Below are 15,352 nucleotides of genomic sequence, written 5' to 3' on the forward strand. Positions count from 1 at the left end.
TTGGTCATTGGTCATTGGTCATTGGTTATCCGACAACTGACAAATGACAACTGACAAATGACAAAATCAGGATAAGAAATATGACATTCAAAATTTTAAGTTTAGATGGTGGTGGTATGCGTGGAGTCATCTCAGCGCGGATACTCCAAGAAGTTGAGAAACAGGTGAGAAAGCAGAAAGGTCAGAATTTAAATGAGTACTTTGACCTGATTGCTGGTACTTCTACTGGGTCAATTCTCGCTGCCGGAATTGCTATAGGTAAAACAAGTGCAGAACTGGTCGATCTATATATCAACGAAGGTAGGCGGATATTTCCAATCAAACAAAAAAATCGCTACCAGAGGTTTCCTTCATTTTTACAGCCTATTCTCGAAGCATTTTCCCCAAGCAAATATTCTCATGAAGGACTGATTAAAGTCTTAATAGATAAGTTGGGATATAAGAGAATCAAAGATATAGATAGTCCGATAATTTTGATTCTTGCTTACGATACGCTCTATCGCAACACAACATTTTTTACAAATTGTCATCCAGATCTAGGATACCGTTGGTATGATGAATGTTACCTATGGGAAATATGTGCTGCTTCAGCATCAGCGCCTTCGTTTTTTCCCCCCTATAAATTAGAGCCTGTCGATAAAGAGAAATTTGGTAATTGGGTGTTTCCTCATATCGATGGTGGAGTCTCGGCTAATAATCCTGCTTTAGCGGCACTGAGTTTGGTGATGAGGATAAGTCAATCTTCAGATCGGTTTGTTTCTCCCGAAATCAAGCGCAAATATCAACTAGAAAACCTCCAGATGAAAGATATCGCCATACTTTCTATTGGCACAGGACAAACTGGTGAACCATATCAATTTGAGCAACTAGACAAATGGAAGCCTTTAGACTGGGCGCAACATATTACTGATATTTTTATGGAGCCGACATCGGAAATTGATAGCACTATTTGCCGACAAATTATGGGTGGATATGAATCTCAACGTTATTTACGCCTTCAGTTTGATTTAAATGAGAGATTTAAAGCGAAATCAGGAGAAACATATAAGGATTCTCGCATCGTCTTAAAACCGCAAGAGCGAAAAAACAAGTATACAGGTAAAAAAGTCAGTGAAGAAATAGATGACGCTCGCCAAGAGGTTATTCAACAATTGATAGATGCTACATCTGCATATATTAATGAAGGACATACTTACTATACGAGAGATGATGTAGGCCCGAATGTAAAAGATGCGATCGCATCTTTTATTGCTATTAACTAGTGTATCCACCTAAAAATACATTTACAAAGATAAACAACAAAACTCCCTGGAACTAAATATCGTATAAATACCATAAGTTTACGTATAAATACAAACTCACAATAATTTTTATTGGCAGTAGGCGGGAAACTCCGAACCGTGGGTGGTCGAGGTTGCTCAAGAGCCGGCTTGAGATAACTGGCAGGTATTGGTAAACCTTCCCCATGCCCAAAAACTCGATCTCCTTAACCCGGATTTCTCACCACACCTCTCAAAGCCTGCGCTTGTGCGCTTATGCAGGGGAGAGTTCTTGTACAAGTTCTTTCCCCTCTACCCCCCGTACTGCGTTAGGGTTCCTCCCAATAGACCTCCGCCCCATCAAACGCTTAAAGCTTGTGAGAAATGCGGGTTAAGGGTGGAGTTCTTCATGAAATCGGTATGAGGAGTATAAAAATATCTTTTTTGGGTAGAATAATTAATTAATTTATTCAGGCTATTAACTGATTAATCTGATATTTATCTGTATAAACATTGAATCATTGGGTAAAAATTTAGTCTAAATATAGGTTGTAGTGCTGATAAAAACTGGGAGATTTCCTAATTTTTAGATTTGCGCTTTGCTTATTTCAGTATTTTCTTTTCCTTTTCAGTGAATTTGAGAAAATAATTTAGATAAATAAATTTGAATCTGGTATGTGAAAACTCTGTTCTCAAAGAGCGATAAGTGTATATATGCTTAATTAACACAGGTTAAAAATCTGTGGTTAAAAAAAATAGTTGCTTGCTCAGGCAAATACAGCTTGATAGTACTGCTTGACAAATGATTACAGGAATTACCCAACAATTGTTTGCCCAAAATCAAGCATGTAAATTATCAAGGTAATCTCAGGATGAAAAAGCATAGTGCCAGGAAATTAAAAATTTTTCCGAAATATTTGCATGAGGAATTGTTTCTTGAGTACAAGCATTGATTACATCTAGTAATTACTAATATCAATTGGAGAAAAGAATATGACAGATATGTAGGTTCGTGAAACAGCGTCTAACCGTAATCTGTAGCGCTCATTTTTCCAATTGGTATGAGGATACCAATCCGAATGTGAAGGATTTTAGTCAAGACTAACACTTAGTCTGCTGTTGTTTACTTATTCCATGATTTTGAGGAGAAATTAAAACAATTATGTTAATTAATGAGTCTGATGAGCGTGGTAGTGGCAGATAGTAAAAGCATAGTGTCTCTTTAACTAGTTGCCAAAGTGTCAGGGTAATCAACCACTTAAAAAACCCTGTTGTCAAAATTCAGCATCCTGGAAATTAGGAGCAATGGAGGCGATGACTGCACTAAGAGGATAATTACATGAAGTAATTTGAGCTTGGCGATCGCCTTCATTCCCATAAGACAAATCGACAATCAGATAACTATCTGGTTTGTAGGGCATTTTTTCGGCCCATTCGATGGCGACAATTCCCGGTGTAACTTCAAAGCCTTCCCAATAAGTTTCTAAGTTTAAAGCTGCAACTTCTTGTGGTTCTAAGCGGTATAAATCCAAGTGGTAAAGGGGAAGCCGTCCTTGAGTGTATTCATTAATAATTGTAAAAGTAGGACTCACAATTGGTTCGGCAATCCCCAAACCTTTGCCAATACCTTGTACTAAAGTAGTTTTACCAGCACCTAAATCACCAGAGAGCAAAATTACACTACCAGCATCGAGAGATTGCCCAAAAGTGATACCCAAATTTAGGGTGGCTTCTGCATCTGCAAGCACAATTTTCAATTCATCTGCCATGATGAACCCCACTGTACCACCGGAATAACACTTTTGCTAATTTTTCAGGATTGTGACGAACGAAACCTGTTTCATCTTCAAACAAAACATTAGCTGGAACAATTCTCCGCCCTAAAAGAGTTACAGCTTCTCTGTCTAGGAAGACGGGGTGAGAATTTTGTTGAGCGTAGCGGATCAGTGACTTAGCAGAGGGTGATTTTTTATGTACCAGTACAGCATCAAATAGCCGCCTATTCCCAACAGCTGCATCAATGGCTCTAATATGGTCGGCAACAGTATAGCCTTCAGTTTCTCCAGGTTGAGTCATAATATTGCAGACATAAATACGGGGGGCTTTTGTTTGAGCGATCGCATCAGCAATTTCTGGTACTAATAAATTAGGAATCAAGCTAGTATAAAGGCTACCTGGACCAATAATAATATAATCAGCTTCTTTAATAGCTTTGAGTGCTGCTGGTAAGGCTGGCGGGTTAGCAGGAATGCAGCCAATTTTCACAATTCTACCGCCCGCCTTGGGAATGCTAGATTCCCCGTCAATTCGGCGACCATCGGCTAATTCTGCCCAAAGACGAACATCACTGAGGGTAGCTGGTAAAACTTGTCCTCTGACTGCTAAGACTTTGGAACTAGCCGCAACAGCTCGTTCCAAATCCCCAGTAATATCACTCATTGCCGTTAAAAATAAATTACCAAAACTATGACCGCTTAAGCCATCCCCAGCCCGAAAGCGGTATTGAAACAATTCTGTGAGTAACTTTTCTTCATCTGCTAGTGCAGCCAAACAATTGCGAATATCCCCTGGTGGTAGCACACCAAATTCTTGGCGCAAACGCCCAGAAGAGCCACCATCATCAGCTACGGTAACAATAGCACTAATATTGGCGCTGTAGGTTTTCAGTCCCCGCAGCAACGTAGAAAGACCTGTACCACCGCCAATCACCACTATTTTTGGCCCTCGGTACAATCGGTGATGGGCCAAAAGAACATCAATCAGTTCCTCTTCGCCTTCTGGCCTGAGTACCTTAGTAATTGAGCCTACAGTACGAGTTTGTCCCCAAAGTAGCAACATTAAGCCAAACAGCAGTACTAAAGGGCCGCTGATATAGTTGGGTAAGATGTCAGTGATGAATCCCAACAACTTCCTCAGGAATTTTATTGCCCAAAAAATTGGAGTCAGCTTAATCCAAATAGCCAACCCCAGACTCGCCAGCAGTACACCGCCAACACTGATTAACAACCAACGTTTGATGGATAGCCCAGGAGATAACCACTTGAACCACTGGTTCACCCGATGGGGAGTGCGCCGGCGCGACTGCTGTTGCAGAGTGTGGAGGGCTTGTCTGAGAAAAGCAATTGACATACCTGATTCGGTGCAGTGGGACAAACAATGATTAACAGAAAATGTACACTACCTGGTTGAAACACCAAGCATAGACTTATGACAATTTTTCGTTCCAGTAGACTTTGAGTAAGCGATCAACTGAAGTATGAAGTATGAAGTAGGGGCGGGTTCACAGATATTCTCAATTATTCACGATATTTTGGATAAACTCGCCCGTACGAAATTACACTACCCATAAAGCTATTTTTTCGCCCACGGCGAGATGTACTGAGTTACTTTTTTATCCTTCATTCTTTATACTTCTTTAGTCAAAAAACACCTCTGTGGTCAAAGTGAATTGAATGGAAAAACGCATTTTAGGATTAGATCCAGGGCTGGCGATTTTAGGATTTGGGGTAATTACCTGCAAACAAAATCAAGCCAAGATCCAAGACACAACCGTCGAGATGCTAGATTTTGGCGTGATTAGCACGCCTGCGAATACGGAAATGGGACAACGATTGTGTACCTTATTTGACGATTTGCACACCCTGATCGAGGAGTTGCAACCTGATTTGGTTGCGATTGAGAAGTTATTCTTCTATCGTATGTCAAGCACTATTCTAGTTGCACAAGCGCGGGGTGTACTCATGTTAGTCTTAGCACAGCGTCATCTCCCCTATGTGGAGTTTACCCCTGCCCAAATCAAACAAGCGTTAACGGGATATGGTAATGCCGAAAAATACGAAGTGCAAGAGGCTGTGGCACGGGAGTTAAATTTAGAGGAGATTCCTAAGCCAGATGATGCGTCCGATGCTTTGGCTGTGGCTTTAACCGCGTGGTTTCAGGTTTAATTGATCACAAACAATAAAGTTCTTAAGTAGACAATAAAGTCCTTAAGTAAACAATAAAGTTCTTTACTAACTGGCACACTACCTCTCGCCTCAATTTTTAGAGGTTATTAAGGTTGAGGCATTGAGAGAACTTATTGATTGAAAATGAGTTGTGCTTCTGAATTTTTGAATCGGTGCAAATCAGGCTTCGAGGTCAAAACTAGCATTGTTTTGTTTATTAAAATCAATTGACAGATTTGTTGAGGTAGTATTTGATTTACTACTGAAGATAATATGGGTAATTTTTGTCATAATTACAATGTAAAGGTTAAAATACGGCATGTCTACCCAACTAAGCTGAAACTTTAGTATCTAACCTCTATACGGCTGATTACTATTTGCGGTAATTGGTGGATCAACTATAGTAACAGGGCAAATATACTGCTGTTGCTAGCTCTGTTAGGTGTTTGTTTGTGCTTATTCAGTAGGATTAAATGTGATGAGCAATGAAGCTAATACCTGCCGTAAGTATGTTGAACCCAAATTAAGAGATGCGGGGTGGGAGCAGGAACCACACGATTATACTGAGCAGTATTACTTCACTGATGGCAAGATTCGCCCAAAAAACAAGCGTCAGCCTCGTGGTAAACGGAAATTTGCAGATTATTTACTACTGTATAACAGCGAGTTTCACTTAGCAGTAGTAGAGGCAAAAAGGAAATATAAAACTCCTGATGAGGGATTGGAACAGGCGATCGCCTATGCTCAAATTCTCAAAGTGAAGTTTGCTTACTCTACCAATGGCGAAGGAATTGTAGAGTATGACTTCATCACAGGTAAGCAGTCTGATGTGATGAACTCGTTTCCTAGCCCTGATGAACTTTGGCAAAGGTTAAAAGGGGAAGCTAATGAGCAAATTAGCCCAGACATAGCAGAAAAACTGCTGACTCCCTTTTATCCAACACCAGGTAAATCACTGCGTTACTATCAACGAAATGCTATTAATGCAGCACTAGCGGCGATTTTCAAAGGTCAAAAGCGTCTACTGCTAACATTGGCGACGGGAACAGGTAAAACTACTGTTGCTTTCCAAATCGCTTGGAAACTGTCAAGTTTGGAGTGGAATGTTTCTGGAGAATCTCGTTCTCCTAGAATTCTGTTTTTGGCAGATCGTAACGTACTGGTAGATGATCCCATGAATAAGGATTTTTCTGCCTTTAATCAGGAGAAAATTTACAAGATTCAGGGGGAAGCAAAAAAAGGACGTGACCTTTACTTTGCAATTTATCAAGCGATTGGTGATAGAGAAGATAGCTTTGGACTTTACAGGGAATACAGTCCTGATTATTTTGACTTGATTATTGTTGATGAGTGTCACCGGGGTAGTGCTAGGGATGAAAGTAACTGGCGACAAATTCTAGAACATTTTGAACCTGCGTATCAGTTGGGATTGACAGCGACACCGCTACGAGATGATAACGTTGATACCTATCGCTACTTTGGTAATCCCCTTTATACCTATTCCCTCAAACAAGGGATTGATGATGGTTTCTTAGCTCCCTATCGAGTTTATCGGGTTCTTACCCGTTCCGATCGCGAAGGATGGCGACCTAATGCTGGACAAATTGACCGCTATGGAAGAACTATTCCTGATGAAGTTTATCTAACTCCAGACTTTGAGCGCAAATTAGTCAGAGAAGCAAGGACAAAAGCGATCGCACAACATATTACTGATTTTCTCAAAAGTAGCGATCGCTATGCCAAAACCATTGTCTTTTGTGTGGATGAGCCGCACGTTAAGGCAATGATCAAGGAATTACGTAACCTCAACAGCGATATCACCAGAACAAATCCTGACTACATCACTCGCATTACTGCTGAAGCTGGTGATGTGGGTAAGGGACATCTCTATAAATTCAAAGATGTCTTAAATGAAACTCATGTTATTGCTGTAACTGCTAGGTTACTAACAACAGGGGTGGATGTTCCCACCTGTAAAAATGTTGTGCTTGCCCGTGTTATTCGTTCAATGACAGACTTTAAGCAGATTATTGGACGGGGAACTCGTGTGCGAGAAGAACGGGGTAAGCTGTCTTTTAATATACTCGACTACACCAATAGCACAGTATTATTTGAAGATAGAGATTTTGACGGAGAACCCGCCCTCATTAATCAATCGGAGATAGACGATCGGGGGGAAATTCTCTCTGAACATGAGGAGGAACTGGAGTCAGCAGAGTTAGACGAAGCAGAAGATTTGGAAGATGATGACGACAAGTCTGGATTTTGGGGACTCCCAGATGACGATGACGCACCACCTCGGAAATATTACGCTGATGGGGGGAGCGAAGAGATTGTTGAAGAAAGAATTTATGATTTAAACCCAGACAATCAACTGCGCTTGTCTCGATTAATTGACTACACCAGAGAGCAGGTTAGAATTCTTTATCGTTCTACCATAGAAATACAGCAACGCTGGGCAGATCCAGAACAGCGTTCAGAGATTATTGAGTTGTTGGCAGACCGGGGAATTGATTTTGATGAGTTAAAACAAGTTACTAATCTTCCCGAAGCAGACCCTTTTGATTTACTATGTCATATTGCCTTTGATGCTCCGGTGATGACTTGCAAACAACGGGCTGAAAGGTTGCGTCGTAAGGCTGACTTTTTTGAGCGATATGGGGAGGATGCTAGGACAATTTTAGAGATACTTTTGGATAAGTATGCAGAGAAAGGAGTTGAGGAGTTTAATATTCCAACAACATTTAAGGCTAACCGCGAATTTGATAAATATGGAAATGTGGCTGAAATTGCTCAAAGGTTTGGTGGAGTTCAGCAACTTAGGGAAGCAGTAAAACACTTGCAAAACTTATTGTATTCAGCTTAGGAGTAATTTGTGGACGAAGAAGACTGTTTTATTGCTTATAGGCAATTAGAAGAAATTTTAGATTCATTTGATCTAGAGTGGGTTACTGAACAAGTTGATCAGACTATTCGTGAAGGCAAAAATATTGAAGAAAATCAAGGAAGAAATAGAACAGAAGAATATTCTGTTCAAGAGCAACTTTTGCTTTTGATTAATGCCATTGAGCAAGCTGTTGTAAATACTTTAGAAATAGCAACTGAAATGAGTAGATTCTTGTCTGCTCAAGAACTTAGTCAGGAAGTCAGATTTTATCCTTCAGATGAACGAGAAGGGGATTTTTTTGTATTTGCTCCTAGACTACTTGAAGAACGGATATCTTCAGCAAGAGAACTTAGAGATTATTTAAACAATTTGCGATTCGAGGTTAATCGTAGTGTCAATTAATTCTTCCTTAATACAAGGTATTAGAAACAGATTAGGAAGTGCTGTAAATATTGGAGTAACTACATCTAATGCAACATCAGATTTGTTTGAGTTTTATATATTTAGCATAATTATAAAAGCAGCAGAGAATGAAGGTGCAAATGTTTATTACGAAGATATTTTTGAGAGAAACACTAATCATTTAATTTTCCGCCAAAGTCCAGGACAAATATACTGGAATACTCAACCATTTACTCATGCAGTGCTTAATTTTGGCAATAATAAACCATTGTTAGAAGTGCATATTGGAATCAAAGTCAAAGGACAAGCTCAAGTCGCCCAAGAATGTGATGTATGTGTTCTGTATCAGGAAGAAGCTTCAAGATGCCGAAGAAAGAGAGAACAACCCCGTTCGTCTAAAGTGCTTATTGTGGCAGAATGTAAGCATTACAGTTCAGATTTACCTTTGCATTTAGCTCGTTCTTTTATTGGTTTGAACTCTACATTAACCAGACTAGAAGGTGATTGCTATTTTGTTTCAAATAATACTTCCAAGAATGTAATTAAATTATTAGCTAATAAGCCTCACAAATGGGCGCATTATATAGTTCCAGGTAAAACTAATAATCTGAATAAACTTATGTATGCTTTTCAAGTCAATTTTCAAGATTTTAAAGCAAGATACTAATTCTTAATTTATGCCCAAACGCACTACCAAACAAAACGATAAACCCGTAACTACAGCCCAAAAACTAGGAAGCGTGATTAAGTCAGCGCGTGACATCATGCGGACAGATAAAGGATTGAATGGAGAATTAGACCGTCTTCCACAATTGACTTGGATCATGTTTTTGAAACTTTTAGATGATTCCGAGAAACTGCATGAGGTGGAAGCACAATTAGAAGGAATTTCCTATAAACCAACTATTCAACCGCCTTATCGCTGGCGAGATTGGGCAGCTAATGAAAATTTTACGAGCGATCGCCTGAAAAGTTTCATCAACAATGATGAAGCAATTTTACCAGATGGCACGAAAGGAGCAGGGTTACTCGCCTATTTGCGAAATCTCAAAAGCAAAACCGGGCGAGATCGCGCTGATGTCATCGCCAAGGTGTTCAAAGATGTCACTAACCGCATGATTAGCGGGACGTTGCTGTGGGATGTGCTGAATAAGGTAAATGATATTCACTTTGATAAATCAGAAGAGGTGAACCTCCTCAGCACCCTTTATGAGTCCATGCTGAAAGAAATGCGGGACGCTGCGGGAGATTCGGGAGAATTTTACACCCCCCGTCCGGTAGTGCGGTTTATTGTACAGGTGATGGAACCGAAACTGGGAGAAACCATTTTTGACCCTGCTTGCGGAACTGGTGGTTTTTTGGTGGAGGCGTATGAATACCTGAAAAAGAATTGTAGCGCCCAAGATTGGCAGATATTGCAAAAAAGCATTATTGGCGGTGAGGCAAAATCCTTGCCTTTGATGTTAGCGCACATGAGTTTGCTGTTACATGGATTTGAATATCCCGATATTGATGATGGTAATAGTCTGCGGTTTACTATTGCCGAAATGGGTGAAAAAGACTGGGTGGACATCATTCTCACTAATCCGCCGTTTGGGGGTGAGGAGGAAGACAGAATTAAAAATAACTTTCCCCCAGATAGACAAACTAAAGAAACGGCGTTGTTATTCCTTCAGTTGATTATGCGTCGTCTCAGACAAAGACCCAAATCAGGACGCGCAGCCGTAGTTTTTCCCAATGGGGTGCTATTTGGGGATAATATGTGCGCCAAAATCAAGGAAGATTTGCTCAATAATTTTAATCTGCATACCATTGTCCGTTTACCTAATGGGGTGTTTGCGCCTTATACTGGCATTCCCACAAATTTGTTATTTTTTGACCGTTCTGGACAAACGGATGAGATTTGGTACTATGAATTACCTTTGCCAGAAGGACGAAAAACTTTTACTAAAACTAAGCCAATACAGGATGAAGATTTTGCTGAATGTGTGGCATGGTGGAAGAATCGAGAAGAGAAGGAACAGGCTTGGAAGCATAACTTTAGGGAAGCTTATAATCAGGCAATAAAAGAAGCAACACCTCATTGGGATGCTGCTAAGAAAGCAGAGGAAACAGCTAATCAGCTTGCAAAGACAGTTAAAGAATTAGCTGATAAAATTCAAGGTTTACAAAATTCAATTTTGGACTTTTCACCACCGAAAGATGTTGCACAGATTAAGAACCAGATTCAGGTACTCAAAGATGAGGTGCAACAGACTCAAACTGAGGAGCGAAATCAGCGCGAGATTGCTAAAGATGAAAATGCTAAAGGAGATGCTATTTACTGGGCAATTTATAATCTTGATCGCAAAAATCCAAATAATCAGCAGGATTTTGAGCATTTACCACCTGAGCAGTTGGTAGCTGATATTTTGGAGAAAGATAGACGGGTTGCTGAGATTATGAAAGAGATTCAGCAGCTATTTACATAGACAGAGATATGATAATTACCACAATTCCTTTGAGGAAGATTGCAAAACAAGTTTTACGAACAATAGATGTATTGCCTGGCACTTCATATCGCACTATAGGTGTTAAGTGGTGGGGAGAAGGTGCATATGAACGAGAAACTATTGATGGTTCTCAGACAGCAGCTAAAACTTTATCTATTGTTAGAGAATACGACCTAATCATCAATAAAATATGGGTTAGACATGGCTCTATTGCAATTGCAGGAAAAGATGTTGATGGATGTGCTGCGTCTGGAGAGTTTCCAACATTTGAACTTGATTTAAATGAAGTTTTACCGAGGTGGTTACATTGGTATACAAAAACGAGAGAGTTTTGGGATAAATGCGCTCAACTTTCGCAAGGTACTAGTGGTAAAAATAGGATTAAACCAGATTTATTTCTGACTGTTGAAATCCCTCTACCACCGCTGGAGGAACAACGGCGGGTTGTGGATCGGGTTGAGGAACTGGTTGGGAAGATTGAGGAAGTGCGATCGCTACGTCAACAAGCTCTGAAGGAAGTAGAAGCTTTAATGGGTGCAGAAGAAGTCAAAATTTGGACTGACGAAAGCTTAAAAAATGCCCCGACTTTACAAGATGTGACTACTTATCTGTCGCGTGGTCGTCAATCGAAGCAAGGAGAATCCAACCATTACCTAATTAAAACGCAGCATGTTCAAATGGGCAAATATGTCAAGCCTCAGATAACTTTAGCACCTGACATTGCTGCTAAAGTCTCTCCAGAGGCAATTGCTAGACATGGCGATATTCTCATAGCTTGTTCTGCTGCTGGTTGTTTAGGTCGAGTAGCTTATTATACCGCTTCGGAAATAGTGGCTTCAACTGATACTCATATAGCGATTGCTAGAGCAAACAGAGAGATCATACTAGCAGAATACTTATACGCATATTTAAAAGGTTTTCAAGGACAAGTACAGTTAAGAAGCCGAGAAAAAGGTGACTGGACAAGAGAAAAAGTTGGTTTCCGTCTAACTGAATTAAATGTAGCTGATATGAGACGTATACCAATTCCTCTTCCACCTCTCCCAGAACAACGCCGCATTGTCGCCTACCTCGATGAACTACAAACCAAACTAGACACAATGCAACAACTAAGAGAACAGGCGATGAAAGAACTTGATGCACTACTACCTTCTATCTTGGATAAAGCATTCAAAGGAGAATTATAGATAAAACTCACCAATTACCATTACAACCCCTGCTAAGATCGACACTTAACAAAGCATTAAAAAGGGAATTGTGAGCCTTACTCTTCAAATTCCGACTGTCAATGATAACCTAGATGACTTTGATAGCTTGTTTCAACTTTGGCAAAAAGTCAACGAAGACTGCTCAGAAGTAATCTTTGACTTTTCCAAATGTTGGTTTCTACGACCAAATGCAGTAGCTTTTCTGGGTGGATTAATTCGTTTAATTGAATCACAAGGTAGAAAAGTCACTTTTCAACAAGATACTCTTCATAAAAAAGTCAAGATAAATCTGCAACAAAATGGGTTTATGTATGCCTTTTGCCAGGATATGGCACCTTGGCAGGGAAACTCTATCCCGTATCGAGAAGACCCGAAGGAAAATAAAGACGAGTTGGTTCAATACCTAGCCGAGCAATGGCTGGGTAGAGGCTGGGTTCATGTCAGCCCAGATTTGCAAAAGCTAATTGTGGCAACAGTTTTAGAAATTTATGCCAATGCTTTTGAACATGGACGGACAGATATAGGGGTCTTTAGCTGCGGACAACATTATCCTGAACTGAAAGAACTTAAACTGACAGTAGTTGACTTTGGCGTAGGAATCCCTCAGAATGTGCGCGATTTCCAGAAAAATCCCAACTTATCAGCAGACCAAGCATTAAAATGGGCTTTTCAAAAGGGGACAACTACTAGGGGTGGACGAGTCACGGGTGGTATTGGTCTTGACTATTTAAAACAATTCGTTCATATAAATAAGGGAAAACTTCAAATTTTAAGCCATGATGGATGTGCGACAATAGATGAAAAACAGGAAGTTTACGAAAATAGACAAAGTTTATTTGGAGGAACACTGGTAAATATTACACTCCTGTGCGACGAATCGTATTATGCTTTGGAGCTTGAACCAGATGACGAGCCGTTGTTTTAAGGGTGATGTGCGGACTATGAAACACGAAATCCTAACCCTAATAGGCAAAAACTGTATTACACCTGGCGATGGTCAGAAAGTGTATGATTTGGTTCATCCAGAATTATTAGCTTTTAATGAAGTTGAGCTAGACTTTGCAGGAGTAGAAATTTTTGCTTCTCCCTTCTTTAACTTTGCTATTGGACAATTACTTCGCGATATTCAGCCAGAAACCCTCAATCGTCTGTTGAAATTCTCCAATCTTAATACAGTCGGTAAGCAAATACTCAAACTAGTCATCGAAAATTCAAAGCGGTATTACTCCGATCCTGATTTTCGTAGCAGAGTAGACCAAGTGATCGGCGAACAAGCAAATACACAGTAATGCCAGTCAACTACACAGTTCAGGCTGAAGTGGTTGATATCCGGTCTGACGCTCCGAAAAATGATGATATTTTCTTAGTAGATACAAACGCCTGGTATTGGTTTACCTATACTAATGCCAGCATTTCTTCTCGTCCTTATCAGATTACAGATTATCCTTCCTACATTGCCAAAGCTATTTCTGCTAACTCATTGCTGTTATACTGCGGTCTTTCATTGGCAGAATTAGCACACAACATTGAGCAAACAGAAAAACAAATATTTAATCCTAATCCTAAATTTTCATCTAAGGATTACCGCCATAACTACCCAACACAAAGAGCAAAAGTTGTTGCTGAAGTTCAAGCAGCTTGGAGCCAGGTGACATCTACTGCGGTATGTACTGACGTTTTAGTGAGCGAAGAAACAAGCAATGCGGCGCTAACCAGATTCCAAACCCAATTGCTTGATGGTTACGACTTGCTGATACTGGAGGCGATGGACAAAGCAGGAGTCACGCAGATAATTACCGATGATGGTGATTATGTGACTGTCCCAGGTATTAAAGTGTTTACTGCAAATAATAGTGCGATCGCTGCTGCAACAAGCCAAGGTAAACTTCTGGTTAGGTAGATACGCATCGACTTGTCGCTAGACATCGCCTCAACTTTCTAAATTGGCTTTTGAGGTTCTGCTATCTGAACAAAAGTCATCAAGCACAGCTAAGATTATGCACAAAGCTGATTACAGCTTGCGCCACAGTTTGGACATTCTAACGGAAAGCTTAATTTCTTGCGATCGCTTATACTCTACTCTTGATTATGCTTCTTTGTTGGTACTGACTTACTCTTAGGTGTTAAAGGTAAATCTAAACATTTCTGAAGATAAGACGTTAACAAACTCACACTTGTCCGAGATTTAGAAATACGATCTCCAAAAATTACTCGATTCTCCCATTCTGGATTCGAGCGTGACCAATTAATCTGTTGTAACTTATGCAACCAAACTTCCCAGTCTTCAGGGTAGAGTGAGATTAGTTCAGCTCCCAGATGTCCCAATGCTGCCAGCGTTACTCCATGACCATGAACAAAGTCCTGACGGATTTTGCCTGAACTAATTTTACCTTCACGAACTCGCTCCCAGTCTGGGATATTAGCACAGACAGCATTCCAGTAACGAATTGCTAGTTGAATCTGGGTCTCTAAATCAGCCTTCTCATGATTGACCAGTAGAGTCAGAGTAGCATTTCTTATACCACTGAGTGTAAACAATTTCTGGGAACGCATAGGTAAACTGCTGCGTTCAACATCAGTCAAATCTTTAAAGATGTTGACCTCTGTGATTACAGATATTGCCAAAATCATTGGACGAGAGTGATAGCCTAATTCTGGATTAATGCAATTCAAAATTATAGATTTAGCAGTTTTCAATTGCTGAAGGCGCTTTAAACCAATATCTTGATAAAAATGTAGCGGGATAAGCAAATTTCCCAAATCTGGATTTTGAGCGTGAGCAAGTTTGAGCGCTGCAATAGGATTATGAACCGGAAGAACTACAGTTTTAGTATCAATAGGTACTTTTAAGTGACCTAGATTTGCAGTATCTTTTTCTAGATTAATTGCCTCAAAAGTAACTTCACCATCAATAAAGATAATTAGTGGGTAAAAACTTGTATAAAGAGGCTTAGTTATAATATTTTTCGCCAATTCCGCATTAAAGGTTGAATTTAGAGAGCGCCGCACGCTGGCTGGAACCGCCATTTCTTCCTTGAAGGTAAATAGTTCTAGTATGACCTGAACTGGACACCAACAAAGGTAAAATTCACTTTCGTTTTGAATCCCTCTGATCACGGGGAAAACATACTTAAAGGCAGTCATAGTCAGCTTCCCCGCT

13 protein-coding genes are annotated in these 15,352 nt (G+C 40.1%); 10 read left to right on the forward strand and 3 right to left on the reverse strand.

The annotated features are described in order from the left end of the window. Positions 1-80: 80 nt before the first annotated feature. On the forward strand, positions 81-1,262 hold the full coding sequence (locus AACU32_RS12125; protein WP_096599794.1) for a patatin-like phospholipase family protein: 1,182 nt from the start codon (positions 81-83) through the stop codon (positions 1,260-1,262). A 1,271-nt stretch (positions 1,263-2,533) separates the two neighbouring features. On the opposite strand, the gene tsaE is transcribed toward AACU32_RS12125, so the two are convergent. Together tsaE and AACU32_RS12135 are read right to left on the reverse strand one after the other, a co-directional pair. Continuing rightward, a complete protein-coding gene (tsaE, locus tag AACU32_RS12130; protein ID WP_096607969.1) occupies positions 2,534-3,016 on the reverse strand; it encodes a tRNA (adenosine(37)-N6)-threonylcarbamoyltransferase complex ATPase subunit type 1 TsaE in 483 nt (160 codons plus the stop codon). Between the two features lies 1 nt (position 3,017). Further along, positions 3,018-4,388: a gluconeogenesis factor YvcK family protein gene (locus AACU32_RS12135; protein WP_096599795.1), complete on the reverse strand. Its 1,371-nt coding sequence runs from the start codon at positions 4,386-4,388 to the stop codon at positions 3,018-3,020. A 323-nt stretch (positions 4,389-4,711) separates the two neighbouring features. On the opposite strand from AACU32_RS12135, the gene ruvC reads away from it, so the two are divergent. The 9 genes from ruvC to AACU32_RS12180 all read left to right on the forward strand — a co-directional run bounded on the left by ruvC (position 4,712) and on the right by AACU32_RS12180 (position 14,092). Continuing rightward, positions 4,712-5,203, forward strand: coding sequence for a crossover junction endodeoxyribonuclease RuvC (ruvC, locus tag AACU32_RS12140; RefSeq protein ID WP_096599796.1), 492 nt, complete (start codon positions 4,712-4,714; stop codon positions 5,201-5,203). A gap of 478 nt (positions 5,204-5,681) precedes the next feature. Next, entirely contained in the window at positions 5,682-8,069 is a 2,388-nt protein-coding gene (gene hsdR, locus AACU32_RS12145; protein ID WP_096599797.1) for an EcoAI/FtnUII family type I restriction enzme subunit R, read from the forward strand. A gap of 9 nt (positions 8,070-8,078) precedes the next feature. After that, complete coding sequence (locus AACU32_RS12150) at positions 8,079-8,492, forward strand: hypothetical protein (RefSeq protein WP_096599798.1); 414 nt, start codon at positions 8,079-8,081, stop codon at positions 8,490-8,492. Then, entirely contained in the window at positions 8,482-9,159 is a 678-nt protein-coding gene (locus tag AACU32_RS12155; RefSeq protein WP_096599799.1) for a hypothetical protein, read from the forward strand. Before AACU32_RS12150 ends, AACU32_RS12155 begins: the two co-directional genes overlap by 11 nt. Positions 9,160-9,169: 10 nt before the next feature. Further along, positions 9,170-10,963 (forward strand): N-6 DNA methylase, encoded by a 1,794-nt coding sequence (locus tag AACU32_RS12160; RefSeq protein ID WP_096599800.1) that lies wholly within the window; start codon positions 9,170-9,172, stop codon positions 10,961-10,963. Between the two features lie 8 nt (positions 10,964-10,971). Next, positions 10,972-12,171 (forward strand): restriction endonuclease subunit S, encoded by a 1,200-nt coding sequence (locus AACU32_RS12165; protein WP_096599801.1) that lies wholly within the window; start codon positions 10,972-10,974, stop codon positions 12,169-12,171. Positions 12,172-12,241: 70 nt separating this feature from the next. Next, the gene (locus AACU32_RS12170; protein WP_096599803.1) at positions 12,242-13,117 is read left to right on the forward strand and encodes an ATP-binding protein; all 876 of its coding nucleotides are present in this window, start codon (positions 12,242-12,244) and stop codon (positions 13,115-13,117) included. A 16-nt stretch (positions 13,118-13,133) separates the two neighbouring features. Next, positions 13,134-13,481 (forward strand): STAS-like domain-containing protein, encoded by a 348-nt coding sequence (locus AACU32_RS12175; protein WP_096599805.1) that lies wholly within the window; start codon positions 13,134-13,136, stop codon positions 13,479-13,481. Further along, complete coding sequence (locus AACU32_RS12180; protein ID WP_096599806.1) at positions 13,481-14,092, forward strand: hypothetical protein; 612 nt, start codon at positions 13,481-13,483, stop codon at positions 14,090-14,092. The genes AACU32_RS12175 and AACU32_RS12180 overlap by 1 nt, the downstream gene beginning before the upstream one ends. Positions 14,093-14,268: 176 nt before the next feature. Here AACU32_RS12180 and AACU32_RS12185 read toward each other — a convergent pair whose 3' ends face one another. Continuing rightward, a complete protein-coding gene (locus AACU32_RS12185; RefSeq protein ID WP_096599808.1) occupies positions 14,269-15,336 on the reverse strand; it encodes a DNA sulfur modification protein DndB in 1,068 nt (355 codons plus the stop codon). Positions 15,337-15,352 lie beyond the last annotated feature (16 nt).

The organism is Calothrix sp. NIES-2100 (assembly GCF_963875285.1).
Classification (GTDB): domain Bacteria; phylum Cyanobacteriota; class Cyanobacteriia; order Cyanobacteriales; family Nostocaceae; genus Aulosira.